Source organism: Ruegeria sp. BHSB196, assembly GCF_059613135.1.
In genome coordinates, this window is the sequence record NZ_JBXWRY010000001.1 from 160,773 (window position 1) to 182,010 (window position 21,238).

The window sequence follows — 21,238 nt, forward strand, 5'->3', positions numbered from 1 at the left end:
AACATGTCATGTCGGGAGTTGCCATGCGAAACGAGGCGCGCGTTATCGCCAGGAAGGGATCGGTCCGGCCGGTGATCCCTTATGTCCTGGTCGCACCGAACGGGGCGAGGCGCGGGCCGGGGGATCATCCGGCCGTGCCGGTTCGGTTGGAGGACACTTTGCGCGCGGCCCGATCGTGTTTTCTGGCCGGCGCGCAGGGGCTGCATCTGCACATCCGGGACCGGGCGGGTCGTCACAGCCTGGATGCCGGCCAGTATCGGGAGGCACTGACCGCCCTGGCCGAGGTGGTGCCCGAGATGGACATCCAGATCACCACCGAGGCCGCGGGCCGCTATGACGTGGGCGCACAGTTGGACTGTCTCGAACGGGTCCGGCCGCGATGGGCGTCGATCTCCGTCCGGGAAATCGCGCGCGCACCGGAAAGCGCGGCGCAGGTCTATGGAACATGCGCCGATCAGGGGACGCGCGTTCAGCACATCCTGTACGATGCCGCCGACGCGGCCCTGCTTGCCCGATGGCAGGCGCAGGGGGTCGTGCGGCCGGGACAGGAGGACCGGCTGTTCGTTCTCGGCCGGTATTCGGATGGCCCGATGTCGCATCCGAGTGATCTCGACCGCTTCCTGCCGGTGCAAGCTCCGTGGATGGTCTGTGCTTTCGGACCGGCCGAGCATGCCTGTCTGCTGGCGGCGGCGCGGCTCGGCGGCGCTCTGCGGGTTGGTTTCGAGAACAGTCTGACCGATGCTGAGGGCAACGCCTGGGCCGACAATGCAGCCTCGGTCGCAGCCCTGATCGCAGCCCTTGAAAGGAATCCGGCATGAGCCACGTCTTTCCGCGCCACACGAAATCGAACCTGCCGGTCGCGGCGGGGGGCGATGGCTGCTACCTGATCGACGCCGAAGGCAAGCGTTATCTCGACTGCGGCGATGCGGCGGTCTCCTGCCTGGGCCATTCCGATCCGGCGGTGATCCGGGCCGTGCAGCAACAGGTGGAACGGATCGCCTTTGCACATACCGGGTTCATGACCTCGGAACCGGCCGAGGCGCTGGCGGATGTGCTGATCGACCACGCACCGGGCGATCTGGACCGGGTCTATTTCGTGTCGGGCGGTTCCGAGGCGACCGAGGCGGCGATCAAGCTGGCCCGGCAATACTTCCTCGAGATCGGGCAGCCCGAGCGCCGCCGGGTGATCGCGCGGCGGCAGAGCTATCACGGCAACACGCTGGGGGCCCTGTCGGCCGGGGGCAACGCATGGCGGCGGGCGCAGTTCGCGCCGCTTCTGATCGAGATGAGCCATATCGCCCCGTGCTATGAATACGCCGAAAAGCCCGAGGGCGAGAGCAGCTTTGATTACGGGCAGCGGGTTGCCAACGAGCTGGAGGCCGAGATTCTGCGCCTCGGGCCGGAAACGGTCATGGCCTTCATGGCCGAGCCGGTGGTGGGGGCCACGCTGGGCGCGGTTCCGGCCGTCGAGGGCTATTTCCGGCGGGTGCGCGAGATCTGCGACGCCCATGGTGTCCTGCTGATCCTGGACGAGGTGATGTGCGGCATGGGACGCACGGGGCATCTGTTTGCCTGCGACCATGACGGCGTTGCCCCGGATATCCTGTGTATCGCCAAGGGGTTGGGCGCGGGGTATCAGCCGATCGGCGCCATGCTGTGTTCTGCCGCGATATACGATGCGATCCGTGCCGGATCCGGGTTCTTCCAGCACGGGCACACCTACATCGGCCATCCGGTCGCGACCGCCGCGGCCCTGGCCGTGGTGCGGGAACTCACGGAGCGCGACCTTCCTGCCCGCGCGGGCGCGATGGGCGACAGGCTGCACACGGCTCTGGAGGCGGCGTTCGGCCAGCATCCCAATGTCGGCGACATCCGCGGCCGGGGGTTGTTCCGCGGCATCGAACTGGTCCGCGACCGCGAGACCAGGCAGCCTTTCGACCCGTCGCTTGGGGTCGCGGGCAGGATCAAGACGGCGGCTCTGGCCGAAGGTCTGATCTGCTACCCGATGTCCGGTACACGGGATGGCCGGAACGGTGATCATATCCTGCTGGCGCCGCCCTTCATCATCGAGGAGGCCCAGATCGGCGAACTGGTCGAAAAACTGTCCCGATCCATCTCGGCCGCCCTGCCGCACTAGCGACGGCGCCATCGAAAAAGACCCTGCCAAAGTGCTTCTGACAGGGTCCAACGCCAACCATGGTTGCGCTTGTTACTTCTGCGGCAACGGGCCGATCATCATGATCATCTGACGGCCTTCCATCTTCGGCATGTTTTCGATCTTGCCGATTTCCTTGATGTCTTCGGCCACCCGCTCCAACAATTCGCGCCCGAGATTCTGGTGTGCCATTTCGCGACCCCGGAACCGCAGGGTGATCTTCACCTTGTCGCCGTTTTCAAGGAACTTCATGACGTTCCGCATTTTCACGTCATAGTCGTGGGTGTCGGTGTTCGGCCGGAACTTGATTTCCTTCACCTCGATGACTTTTTGCTTCTTGCGGGCTTCGCTTTCGCGTTTTTGCTGTTCGTACTTGTACTTGCCGAAATCCATGATCTTGCAGACCGGTGGATTGGCATTGGGCGAGATCTCGACCAGGTCGAGACCGGCATCTTCTGCCATTTGGAGGGCTTTTGCGGGATGGACCACCCCGACATTTTCACCATCGGGGCCGATCAGACGGATTTCGGGGGCACGAATCTTGTCATTGACGCGCGGGCCGGTGTCGCGTTGCGGCGGCGCGTTGTGGGGTCTGCGGGCTATGGGTCCATTCCTTTGTTGATTGCAGAATACGGGACGGGAATCTAGACTGGCGCGCGACCCGTTTCAAGCGGGATCGCGCAGGTCGCCGCGGAAATTTCCGGCACAGTGCCGAAACTTGGGCGTTCGCGTCCGGCCCGTCGGCGCCACGCCGGACCGTCAGCCCACGAAAGCCTTTTCCACCACGAATTCCTTGGGCTCGGAATTTGCCCCCTCGCGCAGGCCGTACCCTTCCAGGATCGCCTTGATGTCGTGGTTGAAGGCCAGCGACCCGCAGACCATCGCGCGGTCGGTTTCCGGTTTGATGCCGCCTTCGATCCCGAGATCCTCGAACACGGTCCCGTCTTTCAACAACTCGGTGATCCGGCCCATCCTGGGGCTCTGTTCGCGGGTCGTGGTCGGGTAATAGCGGATCTTGTCGGCAAAGCCCTGGCCAATCAGCTCGGCCAGTATCTCGTCCTGGCGGATGCTCTCGATCAGCTGGCGGCCGTATTCCAGCTCGGCCACCTCGCGGCAGGTATGGGTGATGATGACCTCGTCGTAATCCTCGTAGGTCTGCGGCTCGCGCAGCAGCGATGCGAAAGGCGCAAAGCCGGTGCCGGTGGCAAAGAACCAGATCCGCTTGCCCGGCAACAGCGCGTCATGCACCAGCGTGCCGACCGGCTTGGGCCGCAGGATGATCTGGTCGCCGGGCTGTATGTGCTGAAGTTTCGAGGTCAACGGACCGTCCTGCACCTTGATCGAATAGAATTCCAGCTCGTCGTCCCAGGACGGCGACGCGATGGAATAGGCGCGCAACAGCGGTTTGCCGTTGTCGCCCAGCAGGCCGATCATCACGAACTCGCCCGAGCGGAACCGCAGCGATTGCGGGCGCGTCACCTTGAAGGAGAACAGCCGGTCGGTCCAGTGCTTCACCTCAAGAACGGTTTGTGCATCGGGCAGGACAGGGGCCTTGACGGCAGCGGCTTCGGTCACGGATTTCATCTCTGTCATCGTTTCACTACCGGTCTGCTAGACCGGCGCCTTTCCATATTCTTTGACATACGTCATGAAAAGGGGAAAGTCTCCCCTTTTCGTTTGTATACAAACGGTATCCGGCGCTAGCCGCGCAACCGCGCCTGATAGTCGTGCGCCTGCCAGTCGGCCCGGGCGAGCCACTGGTCCTCGGGCTGGCGCGCGGCCAGTGCCTGGTCGATCTCGACCTCGTCGAACCCGCTGCGCCGCGCCATGGCATACTGGTCGGCCAGCACATGCCCCCTGGCGCGCAGCCGGCCGGCATAGCCCTTGAGGCGCAGGGTGCGGGCAATCGTGAACCCGCGGCCATCGGCGAAGGACGGGAAATCCACCCGCACCATGCGGACCCCGCTCAGCCGTTCGGCCAGGTCGTCCGGGTCCGTGTCCGAGGTCACGTCCAGCGCCACAACATCATTCGCGGCGTCGTCCAGCGTGACGAAGCCGTCGGTCCAGTCGTCGGGGGCGAACCCCTCGTCAGTCACGATCACGTTCATTGTCTTTCTCCATCGCGGACCATCCTGCCATCGACGAAATGGATGCCGCATTCTTCCTTGTTCCGGTCGCGCCAGCGTCCGGCGCGGGGGTCTTCGCCGTCCTTCACCGGCGAGGTGCAGGGCGCACAGCCGATCGAGGGATAGCCCTTGGCCACCAACGGATGGCGGGGCAGGCGGTTTTCTTCCATGTAGGCGCGCACGTCCTCGGGCGCCCAGTGGGCCAGCGGGTTCACCTTGATCCGGCCGGTGCCGTCCTCGACCTCGAAGAACTCCAGCGCCGCACGGGTGCCCGACTGGAACCGCTTGCGCCCGGTGATCCAGCCGTCATAGCCCGCCAGGGCGCGCTGCAAGGGGATCGTCTTGCGCAGCGTGCAGCAGGCGTCAGGGTCGCGCAGGCGCAACGCGCCATAGGGGTCGTCGCGGTCCAGTTCCTCCTGCTCGGCGCGGACGATCCGTACATTGCGCAGCCCGAGCCGCTCGCTCACCTCCTGCTGATAGATCAGCGTTTCGGTGAACAGCATCTGGGTATCGACAAAGAGGACCGGCGTCGCCTTGTCGATCACCGCCGCCATGTGCAGCAGCACCACGGATTCGGCGCCGAAACTGGACACCAGCGCGATCTTGCCAGCCTCCTCCAGCGCGCCGTGCATCACGTCATGCGCGCTGTGATGGCGGAAGCGGGCGTTGAGCGCCGCCACCCTTTCGGTCAGCGCGTGACGCTCCTTGCCGAGTTCGGTCTGAATCTCGTCAAGCGGCATTGGCCCGCGCCTCGGGATACAGGGCCGCCTTGAAGGGTGCCATTCCCAGGCGCCGGTAGGTCGCCAGAAAGGTTTCCTCGGGTCCGTCGCGCAGGTCGAGATAGGCATCGATCAGACGCTCGATGGCCGGCACGATTTCGTCATAGGCAAATCCCGGACCGGTCCGCTCGCCCAGGCTTGCGGTTTCGGTGCCGTCGCCGCCCAGAGTGATCTGGTAGTTCTCGACGCCTGCGCGATCCAACCCCAGGATGCCGATATGGCCCACATGGTGATGGCCGCAGGCGTTGATGCAGCCCGAGATCTTGATCTTCAGGTGGCCGATATCATGCTCCAGCTTCAGTTCTTCGAACCGGGTCGCGATCTGCTGCGCCACCGGGATCGAGCGGGCCGTCGCCAGCGCGCAATAGTCCATGCCGGGGCAGGCGATGATGTCGCTGATCAGGCCGATATTCGCGGTGGCCAGGCCATGCTCTTTCAGCTTGGCATGGATCGCGGGCAGGTCCGATTTGTGGACATGCGGCAGGATCACGTTCTGCTCATGGCTGATGCGCAGTTCGTCATAGGCGTATTGCTCGGCCAGGTCGGCCATCACGCGCATCTGCTCGGCGGTCGCATCACCCGGCGTTGCGCCGTGCTTTTTCAGCGAGATCGTAACGATCGCGTGGTCCGCCTGCTTGTGCGGCGCGATGTTGGTGTCGATCCACGACCGGAACACCGGGTCGTTCGAATAGGCGCTTTCGAACGCCGCGACCGAGCCTTCGCGGAAGGCGGGCGGGGCGAAATGCGCCTTGATCTCGTCCAGCAGCGCCATGTCGGCGCCCTTGAACTGCGGACGGACCTGCAGGAAGCGCTCGTTCACCTTGGCGCGGATCGCGTCGATGCCGTGTTCATGCACGGTGATCTTGATGCGGGCCTTGTACTTGTTGTCCCGCCGGCCGATCTGGTTCCAGACCGAAACGGTGGCTTCCAGATAGGCCAGCAGGTCGTCGAACGCGACGAACTCGGACAGCTCCTTGCCGATCATCGGTGTCCGGCCGAGACCGCCGCCCACCAGGACGCGGGCGCCCAGAACGCCGTCGCGCTCGACCAGTTGCAGGCCGATGTCATGGGCCTTGATCACGGCGCGGTCATTCTCGGACCCGGTGATCGCGATCTTGAACTTGCGCGGCATGAACTGGAATTCCGGGTGGTCGGTGGACCACTGGCGCAGCAGTTCGGCATAGGGGCGCGGATCGGCGATTTCATCCGCGGCGGCGCCCGCGAAATGGTCGGCCGTCACGTTGCGGATGGTGTTGCCGCTGGTCTGGATCGCGTGCAGGCCGACCTCGGCCAGCGCGTCCAGCATGTCGGGCACGTCACGCAGCTTGGGCCAGTTGTACTGGATGTTCTGGCGCGTGGTGAAATGGCCGTATCCCTTGTCCCATTTCTCGGCCAGCAGGGCCAGCTGCCGCATCTGGGCGCTGTTCAGCGTGCCATAGGGGATGGCGACCCGCAGCATGTAGGCGTGCAGCTGCAGATACAGCCCGTTCATCAGCCGCAGCGGCTTGAACTCGTCCTCGGTCAGCGAGCCGTCGATGCGGCGTTCGACCTGGGTGCGGAACTGGGCGTTGCGCTCGGTCAGAAAGGCTTTGTCGAACTCGGAGTAGCGATACATGACTGGCTGTCCTTTTTTGCAGCCCCGGACCCGGGGCCTGGTGTTGGGGAGAGAAGGGGGGCCTGAGGTCAGGCCCGGGGCTGCGGGGAAGATTCCTGTTTGCCGTGGGCATAGTTGGACGGGCCAGTCCGGCGGAAGTCTTCCCGGAAATGGGTGGGCTCTGGGCCGTTTTCGCCGGCGACGGCATCGGCAAGGTAGGCGCCGACGATCCTGTCCACCTGCCGTTCGGCCTCGAGCAGGCGAAGCTGCGCATGGGCTTCGTCTGTGATCAGTTCCGCTTCGGACAGGTGGCGCGACCAGCGGTCATCGGCGGTCATGTAGATCACGTCGCCTTCCAGCAGATCGTTGGCGGTGACGACTTTGGGGGTGAATGCGCGGGCCATCAGGCGAGCTCCTTGTTGAATTCGGTCAGGGCCTCGATCGCGTTGCGCGGCGCGAGGCCAAAAAATGTCAGAACCGGGCCGTCCATTCCGGCCGCCGCCAGATCGGCGGGGAGGGCGCCGAGCGTTGTCGCCAGAATCCTCTGCCGGGGTCGCGTGGCGTTTTCCACCAGCGTGACCGGTGTCGCGCGGTCCGCGCCGTGCATGATCAGGCGGCCCTGTACGAAACGGGCGGATTTCTTGCCCATGTAGATGGCGGCGACTTCTCCGGGCCGGGACAGGGCGGCCCAGTCGTGATCCGCAAATCCCCGAATGTCGTGACCCGTAAGGAACCGGACCGATGAATTGCGCCCGCGCCGCGTCAGACTCTGTCCGATCGCGGCCACCGCGGCCGAGGCGGCGGTGATGCCGGGAACGATGCGCCACGAGATGCCCGCGGCCTCGACCGCTTCGATTTCCTCGTCCAGCCGGCCGAATACGGTCGGATCGCCCGATTTCAGGCGAACGACCCGCGCCCCCGTGCGCGCCTGCGCCACCAGAAGCGTATCGATGTCGGCCTGTTTCCAGGACGGGCCGAATCCGGCCTTGCCCACGTCGATCAGACGCGCGGACCCGCCGGCCAGCGCGAGGATTTCCTCGCTGATCAGGCGGTCGTGCAGCACCACGTCCGCCGCTTCCAGCGCGCGGAGGGCCTTGAGCGTCAACAGGTCGGGATCGCCGGGGCCGGCGCCGACGAAATCGACGTGGCCTTCGGATCTGATGGTGGCGCGTCCTTGCATCGTGTTCTCTGCGATCGGTTTGACTCGACCTCCAATATAGGAAATATTCCCGTCCAACCGCCATATCGGCGCGCAAATAAGGACGCTTGTTCCAAAATGGACCAGATGCGAGACGCGAGTTTCGAAACGAGGGAAAATCAGGAATGTCGGTGCGGATAGACGAAACGGATCGGAAAATTCTGGTCGAGCTGCAACGCGATGCCAGCCAGTCGCTGGACGAAATCGCGTCGCGCGTAGGCAGTTCCAAGACACCGGTCTGGAATCGCATCCGCAAACTCAAGAGCGCGGGGGTGATCGGCCAGCAGACGGTTCTGCTGGACGCCGAGGCGCTGGGATTCGAGGCGACTTTCTTTGTCCTCATCCGCACGTCCGAGCACGAGGCGGAATGGCAGAAGAAGTTCCTGCAGGCCTTGCGCGACCGCCCCGAAGTGCAGGAGGCACACCGGTTGGCGGGCGACATCGACTACATCCTGAAGGTGCGGGTCAAGAACGCGCGCGCCTATGATGCCTTCTATCAGGCGCTGATCTCCGAGGTGCGGGTCTACAACGTGACCGCGCTGCTTTCGATGGAAGAAATCAAATCGACCACGATGTTGCCGCTCGATCAGGTCGCCGGGTGACGCACCGCCGCCGGAGCTGACGAGGCCGATCCTCAGCGCAGGACGCGAAGCGCGCGCAAACCGCGAAAGTGATAGCTGTCGGAATAGACCGGCGGCGCGGCCAGGCGCAGGTCCGGGCAGCGTTCGAACAGGATCGGCAGGGCGATCTGCAGTTCCAGCCGCGCAAGCGGTGCGCCGACGCAGAAATGCAGCCCGCCGCCAAAGCTCGCATTGGTCCGGATTTCGCGCGCCGGATCGAACCTCTCGGGCCGTTCCCAGTGCTCCGGGTCGCGGTTCGCCGCGCCCAGCAGCAACGCGACCTCATCGCCGCGGCGAAACCGGTGTCCGAATACTTCGACCTCCTCATAGGCATATCGCCTGAACATGTGCAGCGGCGGATCGAACCGCAGGATTTCCTCGACGGTCCGTTCGAGAGCCTCGGGGGCCAGCGCGGCAGGGCCGGTTCCGGTTTCAAGCAGGGCCTTGATGCCATTGCCGATTGCGTGAACCGTCGCCTCGTGACCCGCGTTGAGCAGCAGAATGCAGGTGGCGATCAATTCGTCCGTGGACAACCGCGCCCCTTCCTCCTCGGCCACAATGAGCCGGGTGATCAGGTCGTCGCGCGGCGCCGAGCGGCGTTGATCCACATAGGCGCGCAGAAAGGCGCTGAACGCCCGCGCCGCGTCCGCGGCGGCGTCCTCGGTATCACGCGTCCGCCCGGCCTGATACATGGCGACCATGGCGTGCGACCATGTCAGCAACTGCGGCGCCATCGCCTCGGGCACCCCCAGCAGCCGGCAGATCGTGATCACCGGCACCTGCGTGCAATAGGCATCGATCAGATCGAAAGGCGTTTCGGGAAAGGCATCGATCAGGCTGTGGCACAGGGTTGCGATATCCGGCCCGAGCGCGGTCACGGCGCGCGACGTGAAGGCGCGCAGGACCAGGGCGCGCAGGCGGGTATGGCGCGGCGGCTCGGCTTCAAGCAGCGAATGTGCCTCGACCGCAAGCCAGGGCGCGAGATGGGCCGGGCCTTCGGTCGCCCGTTCCCGTGGCACTTCCCGCCCGAACCGCCGGTCGCGCAGGATCGCGTGCACCAGGTCGTGCGACAGGGCGGCGGGCAGCCCATAGTCGGCCCAGTGGACCAGTGGGCCGTTCCGGCGGGCCGAGTCATAGAAGGCATAGGGGTTCTGGACGAAGGCAGGATCGGTGGGATCCTGATGCACGGTTCTCATCCGAGCACCCTTGCCATGCGCCCCCGTGAATGCAAGACCCTATACCATGCGACGCGCGTTGGTCATTCTCGGGTTTCTGCTTGCCGTCGGGCTGCTGTCTGCCGGGGTCTGGTCCTATGCCTACCGTCAGGCGCTGACGCAGCTGAGCCTGCGGGCCGAGGCCGATCTCGAACTCGCCGCCGACCGGCTCGGGACACAGTTGCAGGTCTATCAGGAACTGGCGGTGCTCATGGCCGAACACCCCGACCTGCGGGAACTGGCCGGACCGCAGCGCCGGCAAGCGGCGCGGGCGCTGCTTTTGGAGATCGCCGACAAGACGGCGGCGATGGATGTGCTCTATGCCGATACCGAGGGCCGCGTACTGGCGGCCGCGCAGGGCATCCTCGGAGACCGCATCGCCGGCGACCCGGCCTTCGAGCGCGCGATGCACGGCGCGCTGGGCAGCCGGCACGGGATCCTGCCGCCCGACGGCCGGCGCATCCATGCCTATGCCGCCCCCGCCTTCGACCCTGACGGCGCGGTTCGCGGCGCTCTGATGGTGATTGCCGATGTCGAGGACATCGAACAAACCTGGCGCGGCAGCCCCGAGGCGGTGTTCTTCACCGACCGCCAGGGGCGGGTCTTGATCTCGAACCGATCCGAGCTGCTGTTCTGGCGCCGGCCCGACGGTCAGCCGGGTCTCGCGCCGCCCTCTGGCGCAGCGCCCGAATTTGCCGCGACGCGCGTGGCCGGGCACGAGATCTGGCGCCTGGGCTGGGGGCCGTATCTGCCGCGCCACGCCCTGCATCTGGTACGCGACCTGCCGGCGATCGGCATGACGGGTGAAGTCCTTATGGATGCCGCGCCGGCCCGCCGCCTTGCGGCGCTGCAGGCCGCGGCCGTTGCCGCCATCTGCCTCGCCTTCGGGGCGATGCTCTATCTCGCGACCGAGCGCCGCCGCGCCCTGGCCGATGCCAATGCGGTTCTCGAAAGCCGCGTCGCCCAGCGCACGCGGGCGCTGACGGCGGCCAATGCCGCGCTGCGCCGCGAGGTGGTCGAACGCCAGGAGGCCGAGGCCGCCCTCAAACGCGCGCAGGCCGATCTGGTGCAGGCCGGCAAGCTCAGCGCGCTGGGGCAGATGTCGGCCGGGATCAGTCACGAACTCAACCAGCCGCTGATGGCCATCCGGCAATTCGCCGAGAACGGCGCCGCCTTTCTGGACCGGGGCGAGGGGGCGAAAGCCAGCGACAACCTGGGCCGCATCTCCGAACTGGCGGGGCGCATGGCCCGGATCATCAAGAACCTGCGCGCCTTTGCCCGCAATGAAAGCGAACCCACGGGCCGGGTCGATCTGGCGCAGGTGGTCAACACCGCCGTCGAACTGACCGAGGCCCGCTTGCGCGCCGAAGGCGTGTCGCTGCAATGGACACCGCCCGAACGGCCGGTCTTTGCCTGGGGCGGCGAAGTGCGGCTGGTTCAGGTCTTCGTCAACCTCATCAACAACGCCGCGGACGCCATGTCGGGGCAATCCGACAAGCGCATCTCGGTGGCTTTGGATGTCGGGGACCGGATCACCGTCACCGTGCGCGATTCCGGTCCGGGCATCGCGGACCCCGAGAAGATCTTCGAACCCTTCTACACCACCAAGGCGGTCGGCAGTTCCGAAGGGATGGGGCTGGGCCTGTCGATCTCCTACGGTCTGGTGCAGAGTTTCGGCGGTGAGATCCGGGGCGCGAACACGCCGGACGGCGCCGAGTTCACCGTCGTTCTGGACCATGAACGCAAGGAGCGCGCGGCATGATCCGCAGGGTGCTTTTGGTGGATGACGACGCCGCGGTGCGCGAAGCCCTGGGGCAGACCCTGGAACTGGCCGACTACGAACCGCTCACGGCCAGTTCCTTCGTGGCGGCCAAGGACCACATCCGACGCGATTTTCCCGGCGTGATCCTGTCGGACATCCGGATGCCCGGTCGCGACGGGTTTCACCTGCTCGGCTATGCGCAAGAGGTCGATCCGGAGTTGCCGGTCATCCTGCTGACGGGCGAGGGCGACATTCCCATGGCGGTGCAGGCGATGGGGCAGGGCGCCTTCGGCTTCCTCGAAAAACCCTGCGCTCCCGCCGATCTGCTCAGCGTACTGGAACGCGCCTGCAAGACCCGATCGGAAGTGCTGGAGAACCGCGAACTCAAGCGGCAACTGGAAAGCGGCGATCCGGCGGCGCGGATGCTGTTCGGGATTTCGGCGCAGGCCGAGGTCTTGCGGGAAAAGGTCCGCAGCGTCGCACCGACAGGCGCCGAGGTGCTGGTGACTGGGCCGCCGGGCAGCGGCATCTCGAAAGTCGCCGAGGTAATCCACCTGATGTCCAGATCGGCGCAGGGTCCGTTCGTGAAGCGGCCGGCCTCCGGCCTGGACGTGGCCGAATTCCAGCGGCTATGCGTCGATGCCGCAGGCGGGTCGATCTATCTCGACGAGGTTTCGGCCATGCCCGAGGCAACGCAATACGCGGTGCTCGAACGTCTGGAACAGGGCGCCGGCCTGCGCATTCTGGCCGGGACCACCGTGGATCTGGCGGGACTGGTCGCGCAGGGACGGTTCCATGCCGATCTCTACTATCGGCTGGACGTGATGCGGGTGCGCATCCCGTCGCTGGCCGAACGCCCCGAAGACATACCGGTGATTTTTCGCCACTACGTCGCGCAGGCCGCCGAGCAGGCCGGGCTGCCCGAGCCCGAGCTGAGCCAGAGCCAGCTGGCCGAGCTGATGGCGCAGGACTGGCCCGGCAACGCGCGGGCGCTGATGTCGGCTGCGATGCGTTTCGTGCTGGGGATGCAGGAGGACGGGGTGAAAGGCTCCGAACTCGGTCTGGCCGAACGGATGGCTCAGGTCGAACGCAGCCTGTTGGCCGCGGCCCTGTCCCGCCACAAGGGCAAGGCGGCCGATGCGGCGCGGGCGCTCAAACTCCCGCGCAAGACATTCTATGACAAGCTGGCGCGATACGGGCTGCGGCCGGAAGATTACCGGGGCTAGCGGGCAGAGTGCCCGTCCGCCTCAAGGCATCCTGCGCCACGAACCGAATTCCGCGGACCAGGACGCGACCGGGTGAGTCGCGCATGATTCGCATCTGTGCGGGATTCCGCACAATCCGGGTGCATGCCGTGCGGGATTTCGCACAGGCGATCCGGTCCAGACGATGCCAGTCGCGCAGATCGGAACCTAAAGCATTTAAAAACAAGCAAAAAGTTTGGTTTTCGGGATTCGATCACGAATCGTTGAGCCAATGACCGCGATTCGCTTCACTGCCCTCGATGCGACGCCATCCGGGCGTGCAGCACTGTGATCTGAGAATTTCGGGAGGATGAAAACGATGAAATTCCTGACAACCGCCGCAACCGCGCTGGCCCTGTCCGTCACCGCAACCGCCGGTTTCGCCGCCTGCGACGATGGCGAAATCGTCGTCAAGTTCGCGCATGTGACCAACACAGACAAGCACCCCAAGGGGATTGCGGCCTCGCTTCTGGAAAAGCGGGTGAACGAAGAGATGAACGGCGTGATGTGCATGGAGGTCTATCCGAACTCCACGCTCTACAACGACGACAAGGTTCTCGAGGCGATGTTGCAGGGCGACGTGCAGCTGGCCGCTCCGTCGCTGTCGAAGTTCGAGAAATTCACCAAGCAGTTCCGCCTGTTCGATCTGCCCTTCATGTTCAAGAACATCGAGGCCGTGGATGCGTTCCAGGCGTCCGAACAGGGCCAGGCCATGAAGGACAGCATGCAGCGCCGCGGCCTGCAGGGACTGGCGTTCTGGCACAACGGCATGAAGCAGATGTCGGCCAGCAAGCCGCTGATCGAACCCTCGGATGCCGAAGGTCTCAAGTTCCGGGTGCAGAGCTCGGACGTGCTGGTGGCCCAGATGGAAGCCATCGGCGGCAGCCCGCAGAAAATGGCCTTCTCTGAAGTCTACGGCGCGCTGCAGCAGGGTGTGGTGGACGGTCAGGAGAACACCTGGTCGAACATCTACGGCAAGAAGTTCTTTGAGGTGCAGGACGGCATCACCGAAACCAACCACGGCATCATCGACTATCTCGTCGTGACCTCGGTGGACTGGCTCGACAGCCTCGATCCGGAAGTGCGCGAACAGTTCCTGACCATCCTCGCCGAAGTGACCGAGGAGCGGAACAAGGAATCCTCCGCGGTCAACCAGGCCGCGCGGCAGGCGATCATCGATGCCGGCGGCGAGATACGCGAACTGACGCCGGAACAGCGTCAGGCCTGGGTCGATGCGATGAAACCGGTCTGGGACAAGTTCGCCGGTGATGTCGGGCAGGACAAGATCGACGCCGCCCAGGCGATCAACGCCGGGTTCTGATCCCACCGACCAGGGCGCCGACCCCATGCGCAGCGCGCCAGGGTCGGTCGCCGTCCGGCGGGCCGAAACAGGGCCCGCCGCCACCTTCTCAACGAAAAATGCGGGGACGATGAAATGTCTGGTGCGAAATCCGCTCCGACAGGGTTGATCGATCATATCGAGGAAACCCTGATCGCGGTGCTGCTCGGCCTGATGACCGCGGTGACCTTCGCCAACGTGATCGCGCGGTTCGTGTTCAATTCCAACATCCTCTGGGCGCTGGAACTGACGGTGTTCACCTTCGGCTGGCTGGTGCTGCTGGGCGCCTCCTATGCGGTCAAGAAGCATGCCCACCTGGGCGTGGACGCGATCCTGAACATGCTGGCTCCAAGGCCGCGCCGCGTCATGGCGCTGATCTCGGTCGGGTTCTGCCTGATCTTCTCTTTGCTGATGCTGAAGGGCGCCTATGACTACTGGGCGGTCTTCGCCGATCTGCCGCCGACCTCGGGCCGCTGGTTCCCGACCGGTTTCGATACCTCTGCCCGCAGCCAGAGCTTCTATGAGGTCGACGACATTCCGATGGTCGCGCCGCTGCGCTTTCTCGAAGGTCTCATCAACTATGGCGAGGCTTACGAAAAACTGCCCAAGGTCGTGCCCTATCTGGTTCTGCCGGTGTCCATGCTGCTTCTGGTGATCCGCTTTGCGCAGGTCGGCGTGCAGATCTGGCGCGGCGAGACCGACCGTCTGGTGGCCAGCCATGAAGTCGAGGACGAAATCAAGGAAGTCCGCGAACAAAAGGGGGAGCATGACTGATGGATGTCGTTCTCCTCTTCGCGATGGTCATCGGCCTTCTGATGATCGGCGTGCCGATTGCGGTGTCTCTCGGCCTCAGCTCGACGGTGTTCCTGCTGATCTACTCCGACAGTTCGCTGGCTTCGGTCGCCGGCACCCTGTTCGAAGCCTTCGAAGGCCACTTCACGCTGCTGGCGATCCCGTTCTTCATTCTCGCATCGTCCTTCATGACGACCGGCGGGGTGGCGCGGCGGATCATCCGGTTCTCCATCGCCTGCGTCGGCCATCTGCCGGGCGGGCTGGCGATTGCGGGCGTCTTTGCCTGCATGCTGTTCGCCGCGCTGTCCGGATCGTCGCCGGCAACCGTGGTCGCCATCGGCTCCATCGTCATCGCCGGGATGCGCCAGGTCGGCTATTCCAAGGAATTCGCCGCCGGTGTCATCTGCAACGCCGGGACGCTGGGCATCCTGATCCCGCCCTCCATCGTGATGGTGGTCTATGCCGCCGCGGTCGAGGTGTCCGTGGGCCGGATGTTCCTTGCCGGCGTCATTCCCGGCCTGATGGCCGGGCTGATGCTGATGGTCACGATCTATGTCATGGCCAAGGTCAAGAACCTGCCCAAGGGCGACTGGCTGGGATGGGGCGAGATCTTCGAGTCCGCCCGCGAGGCGGCCTGGGGCCTGTTCCTGATCGTCATCATCCTGGGCGGCATCTATGGCGGCATCTTCACCCCGACCGAGGCCGCGGCCGTCGCAGCCGTCTACGCCTTCCTGATCGCCAGCTTCGTCTACAAGGACATGGGGCCGCTGCGCACGAAGGGCGACGCCAGGAACCAGTCGTTGCTGAAGAAACCCCATGCGCTGATCACCGCCTTCTTCCACCCCGACACCAGGCATACGCTGTTCGAGGCCGGCAAGCTGACCGTGACGCTGCTGTTCGTCATCGCCAACGCGCTGATCCTCAAGCACGTTCTGACCGACGAGCAGGTGCCGCAGCACATCGCCTCGGCCATGCTGTCGGCGGGCCTCGGGCCGATCACCTTCCTGATCGTGGTCAACGTGATCCTGCTGATCGGCGGCCAGTTCATGGAACCGTCGGGCCTGCTGGTGATCGTGGCGCCGCTGGTGTTCCCGATCGCCATCGAATTGGGCATCGACCCGATCCATCTGGGCATCATCATGGTGGTCAACATGGAAATCGGGATGATCACGCCGCCGGTCGGTCTGAACCTGTTCGTGACTTCGGGCGTGGCGGGCATGCCGATGATGAGCGTCGTGCGCGCGGCGCTGCCCTTCCTGGCGGTGCTGTTCGTGTTCCTGATCATGATCACCTACATCCCGTGGCTGTCGACGGTGCTGCCCAACACCTTCATGGGGCCCGAGATCATAACCAACTGAACCGGCTCGGAACCGACCGAACGCCAGGCGGCCATGCCCGCCTGGCGTGTTGCGTTCTTGCAATGCGAATACCGGCGCTTATCTTGAGGGCAGAGGACGGCCTCTCCCATCATGGGCAGCAATTCGGGACGACCCGATCACGGGGGTTCCGATGGCTTGGATCTATCTTCTCTTTGCCGGTTTACTCGAAATCGTCTGGGCGGTCGCGATGAAACAGTCGCACGGTTTCACGCGCTGGATGCCGACCCTTGTCATGATCGTGACCATGATCGGCTCGTTCGGGCTGCTGGCGCTGGCCATGCGCAGCCTGCCGCTGGGCACGGCCTATGTGATCTGGACCGGAATCGGTGCGGTCGGCGCGTTTCTGGTCGGCGTCGCGTTTCTGGGCGAGGCCCTGACACCCACGCGGATCTTCGCCGCATCGCTCATCGTCGTCGGGCTGGTGGCGATGAAACTTGCCTGAGCGGCGGCCTCAAACGGTCACGCGGCGATTGACCGGCCCAGCGCGGTCGGGCAGGCTCGGGGCAAGGGGACAAGCCCCGTTTCGAACCGACCGCGAAAGGATTCAGAGCACCATGCTGACCGAAACCGACCAGCGCCTGCTGCGGATCGCCTTTGAAGAGGCGAAGGCGGGCTTCGACGAAGGCGGATGTCCCATCGGATCGGTTTTGGCGCGAAACGGGCAGGCGGTGTCACAAGGCCGCAACCAGCGGGTGCAGAAAGGCGACCCGATCGCGCACGGCGAGATGGACGCCCTGCGCAAGGCCGGCCGTCAGCGCACCTATCGCGACACGGTCCTGTATACCTCGCTGTCGCCCTGCATGATGTGCGCCGGCACCATCGTTCAGTTCGGCATCCCCCGCGTGGTGATCGGAGATGCGGTGAATTTCGGCGGCAACGAGGATTTCCTGCGCAGCCGTGGCGTCGAGGTCGTGGTGGCCGATGACCCGGATTGCGTCGCGCTGATGCGGCGGTTCATCGCGGAAAAGCCCGAACTGTGGGCCGAGGACATCGCGGAATAGCACGGCCCCGCCGTGCCGCGTGAAACCCGGTCAGGCGTTTTCCAGCGCCGTGACGATGGGCGAGAAATCCGCCGCCTTCAGACTCGCACCGCCCACCAACGCCCCGTCCACATTCGGGACGCCAAATATCCCGGCCGCATTGCCCGGCTTGACGGATCCGCCATAGAGCAACCGAACGGACCGGCCCACACCGGCGCCAAAGCGACGTTCCAGGCGCGCGCGGATGAAATCGTGCACCTCGCCGATCTGTTCCAGCGTGGGCACCTTGCCCGTCCCGATCGCCCAGATCGGCTCATAGGCGACCACAAGGTTTTCGCCGGTGGACTGGTCGGGGATGGAGCCCGACAACTGGCCGGCGATGATGTCGAGCGTGTTCGCGGCCTCGCGCTGCGCAAGGCTTTCGCCGACGCAGATCACGGCGGTCAACCCGGCATCCATTGCCGCGCGGGCCTTGGCCCGCACGTCCTCGTTGCGTTCGTCGTGGTCCTCGCGCCGTTCGGAATGCCCGACGATCACGGCGGTCGCACCGGCATCGCGCAGCATCTCGGCGCTGATGTCGCCGGTATGGGCGCCCGAGGCGGCGGCATGGCAATCCTGACCGCCGATGGCGACCGCCGCGCCGGAGACAGTCTGAGCGGCGCGGTGAAGCAGGGTCGCGGGCGGGCAGATCAGGATGTCGAGGCCGGGCTCGGGATGCGCCTGCGCCAGCGCCGCCAGCTCGGCCAGGGCCGCGCCGGTGCCATTCATCTTCCAGTTGCCTGCCGCAAGCTTGCGCCGCATCCGCCTCTCCCCCGTCCCGAAACTTGTCTCGTTGCCTCCCGGATACCACCGGCGCGCCGGCGAGACAATTGCCCGGGCGGGCCGGTTCCGGGTCACGGGCAGGGGCGTTTGGGCGCGGTCAGTTCTGGGCCGAGATGTTCTCGTCGAACTTGATCGACTCGCCGCAGCCGCAGGCATCGACCACGTTGGGATTTCTGAACTTGAACCCCGATTCGAGCAGCGACACCTCGTAGTCGATCTCGGTTCCGAACAGGAACATCTGGGCCATCGGTGCGATCATCACCCGGGCGCCGTCCTGTTCGACCACCTCGTCATGCGGATCGGCCGCGTCCACATATTCCATGGTGTATTCCATGCCCGCGCATCCGCCCTTCTTCACGCCGATGCGCAGACCGGCATGACCGCCCTTTTCCATCAGGTGGGTGATCTGGGCGGCGGCCTTGGGCGTCATGGTCACGGCCTGTTTGCCGGGAATTCCGAACATGGGTGTCTCCGTCGTTCGCGCGTTGCCCCTAATCTAGGTCCGCGCACCGAAAGGCTCAAGGGACCGGGTGCAATCGGCGCGTCCGGGTCGCGCGGCAGTCGCGCCGCCGACCGGCCGCATCGGTCAGAAATACAGGAAGCCGGGCAGGAACAGAATGGCGAACAACATGGTCATGACGACAAGGACCGGCCAGTAGGCAACCTGGGTCAGCACCGCCAGTGTCGCGCCGGTATAGTCCGCGCCGCGATGGATCACGGTCAAAAGCGCGGGTTTGATCTGCGGATGCCTCGCAAGAAACCGCGAACCGGCGCGCGCCACCCAGCGAACCGCAAGCAGGTAGATCCCGAAGGTTGCGGCAAAAACAACGGCATAGAGCGTCACCTGCAAGGTCATTGCGCCACTCCGCACAGCCGATCCTGTGTGCCGAGGCGGGTGCGGTGCGCACCCCCCGCCGGGCCAATACGCTCGCTGCCGAATCTTTGCGGCAAACCGGCCATGCAATACCGATCCCTGACCATCCACAGCCCCCTCGTGGTCGTCTGTTTCAACCCTAGCGGAGCTTGCCCGGAAACCGCCAGACCAAAATGCCACAATTTTGCCGCAATCTGCGGGATCGTCCTGAATACATGAACAGTCAGGCCGAAACGCCTAAAATTGTTGCTGTAAAAGCGATGAAAGCCACGCCGTCCGGCTGGACTTCGGCCGGTGAACGCGAAGCGCGGCGCATCTCCGGCATTCCGCGGCGAATCCCCCGGGTTCGACGCGCAAGAAAAGGACCGCCTCGGGCAAGGCGGCCCTTGAATTCGGGCCAGAGACCGGGGGAAGGCTTGGTATTGCGTATGGCCCGTGGACAGGAGATTTCTGTCGCGCGGATCGTGGCGATGGTTTGTAAAGGCAAGAAAACAAAAGCGTAACACTGCGGTTACGCCTTTGTGAAATTTCGCGATCCGTGCGCGCCTGGTTACATGAAACCGAGTTCCAGCCGCGCTTCGTCCGACATCATCTCCATGCCCCAGGGCGGATCCCAGGTCATTTCCACATCGACGCTCTTGACCCCGGGCAGCGGCGTGATCGCGTCCACCACCCATCCCGGCATCTCGCCGGCCACCGGGCATCCCGGCGCGGTCAGGGTCATGATCACCTTGACATCGTTCTCGTCGCTGATCTCGATCGTGTAGATCAGGCCAAGTTCATAGATATTCACCGGAATTTCCGGATCGTAAACCGTTCGGCACGCCTCGACCACCGCCTCGTACAGCGGGTGATCGACGGTGGAAGGCGCGATCAGGGGCGCACCTTCGAGCGGTTCGGTCGCATGGGTCATCAGAACCTCGGATCTGTTACCTGAGCGATTATATAGGGAAATCCGCGCGCAGCGTCCAGAGGCGGGCGCGGGTTCCCGCAGCGCGCGCCGCCGGGACTTGCGGTCGGTCGGACGGAGTTCCCGACACTGATGCTCAAAGGTTGCGGTCAGGGCTCAGCGCCAAAAGAATCGGACCCGACGCTAAACCAGAGGGAGAACTGGAAAAAGAATGCTGTTATGATAGGATTACCTCATTGTTTTTGAGGATTTGAATCATGCGCCAGTTGTACATATCGGCGGCCTTGGGCGTTCTGGCCTCGGCGGCTCTGATCTCCACCAGCCTCGCGCAGTCCGAGGGCGCCTTGCCGCGCGACGAGGAAGAGGAAGAAGAGGCGGGCGGCGGTACCGGCTGGTCGGGCGGCTATTCGGCTGGCAGCGGCTGGAGCACCCATGGAAACACCGGCAGCGGCTACGTGATTGTCCCGGACACGAGCAGGGGCCTCAGCATCGCGCCGACCGCGCCGGCCACGCCAGCTCCGACACCGGCGCCGGATGTCGCGGTTGCGCCCGCAGATCCCGCCGCGGGCGCAGGGCGCGCGACCCGCATCTTTGCCGGACCGGGCATGTTCCCGCCCGAACATTTCGCGGCCTACGCCATCGTCGCCTTCAAGTCGCGGCCGCTGCCGCAGGATCGCGACCGCTTCGTGCGCATCTGTCAGGGCTATGTCGCGGCGATCCTCGCCTATTCCGAGGTCGAGGTGCCGCTGGATCAGCAACTGGTCACCGTCTGGCCGGTCAGCCAGGATTACGTGGCGCAGGAGGCCATGAGCGCGACCGGCGCGGAGGCTTGTGAAAAAGCGGTGGATGCCTACGGGCTGGCCACCTCGCTGTCCGCGCTCGAGGACGCGCGGGCAGCCCTCGAGGCGGACGACATCGAAACCCTGCAGGGCCGCCGCGGCCCGTTCGTTCTGGCCTGGAGCCCGACGCATCAGAAAGGCGCCGATGACGCGCTGATCCTGCGGATGGATCTGTCGGACGTGGAAACCGCGATCCAGGCGCGCGAGAAGTTCGAGGCCTGGCGCGACGAAATCGAGGCCAAGCAGGATCTCTGGATCGACGGCTGGAAAGAGGACTCGCTGTCGGACACCATCGGCAACTGGGCGGATCGCTGGGGCAACGAGATCCTGTCCTTCCTCGGAAAGGACTGACGCGATGGGCTGGTTCTCCTACGGGGCCTGGGGTGCGTTCGGGCTTCTGGTCGGCATAGCACTCGTCACCTACGCCGCGCCCGACACCAATGCCGGGGTCGGATTGCTGCTGGTGATCTGCCTGGCGTTCTCTCTTATCGCCCGGGGCATCTGGAGCTGGGCGACGGCGAAATCGGACAACAGTGAGGACGACGCCGAAGATCAGGAAAAAAGCTGAACTTCCCGGTGTTCAACTGCACAGTGTTGGCCGACCCGAAAGA

The 21,238-nt window shown here is 64.9% G+C and carries 24 protein-coding genes; 12 read left to right on the forward strand and 12 right to left on the reverse strand.

Annotation, left to right across the window (positions count from 1 at the left end; all coding sequences use genetic code 11):
- The first annotated feature begins 8 nt into the window (after positions 1-8).
- Both AC2FNJ_RS00810 and AC2FNJ_RS00815 read left to right on the forward strand, forming a co-directional pair.
- Positions 9-818: a beta-keto acid cleavage family enzyme gene (locus AC2FNJ_RS00810; protein WP_496761681.1), complete on the forward strand. Its 810-nt coding sequence runs from the start codon at positions 9-11 to the stop codon at positions 816-818.
- A complete protein-coding gene (locus AC2FNJ_RS00815) occupies positions 815-2,137 on the forward strand; it encodes an aspartate aminotransferase family protein (RefSeq protein WP_496761682.1) in 1,323 nt (440 codons plus the stop codon). Before AC2FNJ_RS00810 ends, AC2FNJ_RS00815 begins: the two co-directional genes overlap by 4 nt.
- A 72-nt stretch (positions 2,138-2,209) precedes the next feature.
- Here AC2FNJ_RS00815 and infC read toward each other — a convergent pair whose 3' ends face one another.
- From infC to cobA, 7 genes are all read right to left on the reverse strand, one after another.
- Positions 2,210-2,758 carry a translation initiation factor IF-3 gene (gene infC, locus AC2FNJ_RS00820; protein WP_496761868.1) on the reverse strand — a complete coding sequence of 183 codons (549 nt, stop codon included), beginning with the start codon at positions 2,756-2,758 and terminating at the stop codon, positions 2,210-2,212.
- 156 nt (positions 2,759-2,914) lie between these two features.
- Positions 2,915-3,748 carry a ferredoxin--NADP reductase gene (locus tag AC2FNJ_RS00825; protein ID WP_496761683.1) on the reverse strand — a complete coding sequence of 278 codons (834 nt, stop codon included), beginning with the start codon at positions 3,746-3,748 and terminating at the stop codon, positions 2,915-2,917.
- A gap of 107 nt (positions 3,749-3,855) precedes the next feature.
- On the reverse strand, positions 3,856-4,263 hold the full coding sequence (locus tag AC2FNJ_RS00830) for a DUF934 domain-containing protein (protein ID WP_496761684.1): 408 nt from the start codon (positions 4,261-4,263) through the stop codon (positions 3,856-3,858).
- Positions 4,260-5,021, reverse strand: a complete 762-nt coding sequence (locus AC2FNJ_RS00835; RefSeq protein ID WP_496761685.1) for a phosphoadenylyl-sulfate reductase — start codon at positions 5,019-5,021, stop codon at positions 4,260-4,262. The genes AC2FNJ_RS00830 and AC2FNJ_RS00835 overlap by 4 nt, the downstream gene beginning before the upstream one ends.
- Complete coding sequence (locus AC2FNJ_RS00840) at positions 5,011-6,675, reverse strand: nitrite/sulfite reductase (protein WP_496761686.1); 1,665 nt, start codon at positions 6,673-6,675, stop codon at positions 5,011-5,013. Before AC2FNJ_RS00840 ends, AC2FNJ_RS00835 begins: the two co-directional genes overlap by 11 nt.
- A 68-nt stretch (positions 6,676-6,743) precedes the next feature.
- Positions 6,744-7,058 (reverse strand): DUF2849 domain-containing protein, encoded by a 315-nt coding sequence (locus AC2FNJ_RS00845; RefSeq protein ID WP_496761687.1) that lies wholly within the window; start codon positions 7,056-7,058, stop codon positions 6,744-6,746.
- Positions 7,058-7,834, reverse strand: a complete 777-nt coding sequence (gene cobA / locus AC2FNJ_RS00850) for a uroporphyrinogen-III C-methyltransferase (RefSeq protein ID WP_496761688.1) — start codon at positions 7,832-7,834, stop codon at positions 7,058-7,060. The genes AC2FNJ_RS00845 and cobA overlap by 1 nt, the downstream gene beginning before the upstream one ends.
- Positions 7,835-7,977: 143 nt before the next feature.
- Between cobA and AC2FNJ_RS00855 the strand changes: the two genes are divergently transcribed.
- On the forward strand, positions 7,978-8,454 hold the full coding sequence (locus AC2FNJ_RS00855; RefSeq protein ID WP_496761689.1) for an Lrp/AsnC family transcriptional regulator: 477 nt from the start codon (positions 7,978-7,980) through the stop codon (positions 8,452-8,454).
- 32 nt (positions 8,455-8,486) lie between these two features.
- Here AC2FNJ_RS00855 and AC2FNJ_RS00860 read toward each other — a convergent pair whose 3' ends face one another.
- On the reverse strand, positions 8,487-9,668 hold the full coding sequence (locus AC2FNJ_RS00860; RefSeq protein ID WP_496761690.1) for a cytochrome P450: 1,182 nt from the start codon (positions 9,666-9,668) through the stop codon (positions 8,487-8,489).
- A 46-nt stretch (positions 9,669-9,714) separates the two neighbouring features.
- Between AC2FNJ_RS00860 and AC2FNJ_RS00865 the strand changes: the two genes are divergently transcribed.
- From AC2FNJ_RS00865 to AC2FNJ_RS00895, 7 genes are all read left to right on the forward strand, one after another.
- Positions 9,715-11,448: a sensor histidine kinase gene (locus tag AC2FNJ_RS00865; RefSeq protein WP_496761691.1), complete on the forward strand. Its 1,734-nt coding sequence runs from the start codon at positions 9,715-9,717 to the stop codon at positions 11,446-11,448.
- Complete coding sequence (locus tag AC2FNJ_RS00870) at positions 11,445-12,674, forward strand: sigma-54-dependent transcriptional regulator (RefSeq protein WP_496761692.1); 1,230 nt, start codon at positions 11,445-11,447, stop codon at positions 12,672-12,674. Before AC2FNJ_RS00865 ends, AC2FNJ_RS00870 begins: the two co-directional genes overlap by 4 nt.
- A 337-nt stretch (positions 12,675-13,011) precedes the next feature.
- Positions 13,012-14,013: a DctP family TRAP transporter solute-binding subunit gene (locus AC2FNJ_RS00875; RefSeq protein WP_496761693.1), complete on the forward strand. Its 1,002-nt coding sequence runs from the start codon at positions 13,012-13,014 to the stop codon at positions 14,011-14,013.
- A gap of 114 nt (positions 14,014-14,127) precedes the next feature.
- Positions 14,128-14,805 (forward strand): TRAP transporter small permease, encoded by a 678-nt coding sequence (locus AC2FNJ_RS00880; RefSeq protein WP_496761694.1) that lies wholly within the window; start codon positions 14,128-14,130, stop codon positions 14,803-14,805.
- Positions 14,805-16,181 (forward strand): TRAP transporter large permease, encoded by a 1,377-nt coding sequence (locus tag AC2FNJ_RS00885; RefSeq protein ID WP_496761695.1) that lies wholly within the window; start codon positions 14,805-14,807, stop codon positions 16,179-16,181. The genes AC2FNJ_RS00880 and AC2FNJ_RS00885 overlap by 1 nt, the downstream gene beginning before the upstream one ends.
- Before the next feature lie 151 nt (positions 16,182-16,332).
- On the forward strand, positions 16,333-16,644 hold the full coding sequence (locus tag AC2FNJ_RS00890; protein WP_496761696.1) for a DMT family transporter: 312 nt from the start codon (positions 16,333-16,335) through the stop codon (positions 16,642-16,644).
- Between the two features lie 112 nt (positions 16,645-16,756).
- Complete coding sequence (locus AC2FNJ_RS00895) at positions 16,757-17,203, forward strand: nucleoside deaminase (protein ID WP_496761697.1); 447 nt, start codon at positions 16,757-16,759, stop codon at positions 17,201-17,203.
- 30 nt (positions 17,204-17,233) lie between these two features.
- Here the strand turns inward: AC2FNJ_RS00895 and tpiA are convergent, their stop codons facing one another.
- The 4 genes from tpiA to AC2FNJ_RS00915 all read right to left on the reverse strand — a co-directional run bounded on the left by tpiA (position 17,234) and on the right by AC2FNJ_RS00915 (position 19,791).
- Entirely contained in the window at positions 17,234-17,983 is a 750-nt protein-coding gene (gene tpiA / locus AC2FNJ_RS00900; protein WP_496761698.1) for a triose-phosphate isomerase, read from the reverse strand.
- Positions 17,984-18,101: 118 nt separating this feature from the next.
- A complete protein-coding gene (locus tag AC2FNJ_RS00905) occupies positions 18,102-18,467 on the reverse strand; it encodes a HesB/IscA family protein (protein ID WP_496761699.1) in 366 nt (121 codons plus the stop codon).
- 123 nt (positions 18,468-18,590) lie between these two features.
- A complete protein-coding gene (locus tag AC2FNJ_RS00910; protein ID WP_496761700.1) occupies positions 18,591-18,860 on the reverse strand; it encodes a hypothetical protein in 270 nt (89 codons plus the stop codon).
- Positions 18,861-19,428: 568 nt separating this feature from the next.
- A complete protein-coding gene (locus tag AC2FNJ_RS00915) occupies positions 19,429-19,791 on the reverse strand; it encodes an SUF system Fe-S cluster assembly protein (protein ID WP_496761701.1) in 363 nt (120 codons plus the stop codon).
- A gap of 254 nt (positions 19,792-20,045) precedes the next feature.
- On the opposite strand from AC2FNJ_RS00915, the gene AC2FNJ_RS00920 reads away from it, so the two are divergent.
- Entirely contained in the window at positions 20,046-20,978 is a 933-nt protein-coding gene (locus AC2FNJ_RS00920; protein ID WP_496761702.1) for a hypothetical protein, read from the forward strand.
- Between the two features lie 4 nt (positions 20,979-20,982).
- Entirely contained in the window at positions 20,983-21,195 is a 213-nt protein-coding gene (locus AC2FNJ_RS00925) for a hypothetical protein (protein WP_496761703.1), read from the forward strand.
- The last annotated feature ends 43 nt before the right edge of the window (positions 21,196-21,238 follow it).

What these genes read in the sequence shown, in the direction of transcription:
- AC2FNJ_RS00835 (WP_496761685.1), bottom strand. Translation starts at nt 5,021, where the DNA reads ATGCCGCTTGACGAGATTCAGACCGAACTCGGCAAGGAGCGTCACGCG.
- AC2FNJ_RS00855 (WP_496761689.1), top strand. Translation starts at nt 7,978, where the DNA reads ATGTCGGTGCGGATAGACGAAACGGATCGGAAAATTCTGGTCGAGCTG.
- AC2FNJ_RS00825 (WP_496761683.1), bottom strand. Translation starts at nt 3,748, where the DNA reads ATGACAGAGATGAAATCCGTGACCGAAGCCGCTGCCGTCAAGGCCCCT.
- AC2FNJ_RS00815 (WP_496761682.1), top strand. Translation starts at nt 815, where the DNA reads ATGAGCCACGTCTTTCCGCGCCACACGAAATCGAACCTGCCGGTCGCG.
- AC2FNJ_RS00830 (WP_496761684.1), bottom strand. Translation starts at nt 4,263, where the DNA reads ATGAACGTGATCGTGACTGACGAGGGGTTCGCCCCCGACGACTGGACC.
- AC2FNJ_RS00920 (WP_496761702.1), top strand. Translation starts at nt 20,046, where the DNA reads ATGCGCCAGTTGTACATATCGGCGGCCTTGGGCGTTCTGGCCTCGGCG.
- AC2FNJ_RS00845 (WP_496761687.1), bottom strand. Translation starts at nt 7,058, where the DNA reads ATGGCCCGCGCATTCACCCCCAAAGTCGTCACCGCCAACGATCTGCTG.
- AC2FNJ_RS00915 (WP_496761701.1), bottom strand. Translation starts at nt 19,791, where the DNA reads ATGACCCATGCGACCGAACCGCTCGAAGGTGCGCCCCTGATCGCGCCT.
- AC2FNJ_RS00875 (WP_496761693.1), top strand. Translation starts at nt 13,012, where the DNA reads ATGAAATTCCTGACAACCGCCGCAACCGCGCTGGCCCTGTCCGTCACC.
- AC2FNJ_RS00810 (WP_496761681.1), top strand. Translation starts at nt 9, where the DNA reads ATGTCGGGAGTTGCCATGCGAAACGAGGCGCGCGTTATCGCCAGGAAG.
- AC2FNJ_RS00890 (WP_496761696.1), top strand. Translation starts at nt 16,333, where the DNA reads ATGGCTTGGATCTATCTTCTCTTTGCCGGTTTACTCGAAATCGTCTGG.
- AC2FNJ_RS00860 (WP_496761690.1), bottom strand. Translation starts at nt 9,668, where the DNA reads ATGAGAACCGTGCATCAGGATCCCACCGATCCTGCCTTCGTCCAGAAC.
- AC2FNJ_RS00895 (WP_496761697.1), top strand. Translation starts at nt 16,757, where the DNA reads ATGCTGACCGAAACCGACCAGCGCCTGCTGCGGATCGCCTTTGAAGAG.
- AC2FNJ_RS00925 (WP_496761703.1), top strand. Translation starts at nt 20,983, where the DNA reads ATGGGCTGGTTCTCCTACGGGGCCTGGGGTGCGTTCGGGCTTCTGGTC.
- AC2FNJ_RS00865 (WP_496761691.1), top strand. Translation starts at nt 9,715, where the DNA reads ATGCGACGCGCGTTGGTCATTCTCGGGTTTCTGCTTGCCGTCGGGCTG.
- AC2FNJ_RS00840 (WP_496761686.1), bottom strand. Translation starts at nt 6,675, where the DNA reads ATGTATCGCTACTCCGAGTTCGACAAAGCCTTTCTGACCGAGCGCAAC.
- AC2FNJ_RS00880 (WP_496761694.1), top strand. Translation starts at nt 14,128, where the DNA reads ATGTCTGGTGCGAAATCCGCTCCGACAGGGTTGATCGATCATATCGAG.
- cobA (WP_496761688.1), bottom strand. Translation starts at nt 7,834, where the DNA reads ATGCAAGGACGCGCCACCATCAGATCCGAAGGCCACGTCGATTTCGTC.
- AC2FNJ_RS00885 (WP_496761695.1), top strand. Translation starts at nt 14,805, where the DNA reads ATGGATGTCGTTCTCCTCTTCGCGATGGTCATCGGCCTTCTGATGATC.
- AC2FNJ_RS00910 (WP_496761700.1), bottom strand. Translation starts at nt 18,860, where the DNA reads ATGACCTTGCAGGTGACGCTCTATGCCGTTGTTTTTGCCGCAACCTTC.
- AC2FNJ_RS00870 (WP_496761692.1), top strand. Translation starts at nt 11,445, where the DNA reads ATGATCCGCAGGGTGCTTTTGGTGGATGACGACGCCGCGGTGCGCGAA.
- tpiA (WP_496761698.1), bottom strand. Translation starts at nt 17,983, where the DNA reads ATGCGGCGCAAGCTTGCGGCAGGCAACTGGAAGATGAATGGCACCGGC.
- AC2FNJ_RS00905 (WP_496761699.1), bottom strand. Translation starts at nt 18,467, where the DNA reads ATGTTCGGAATTCCCGGCAAACAGGCCGTGACCATGACGCCCAAGGCC.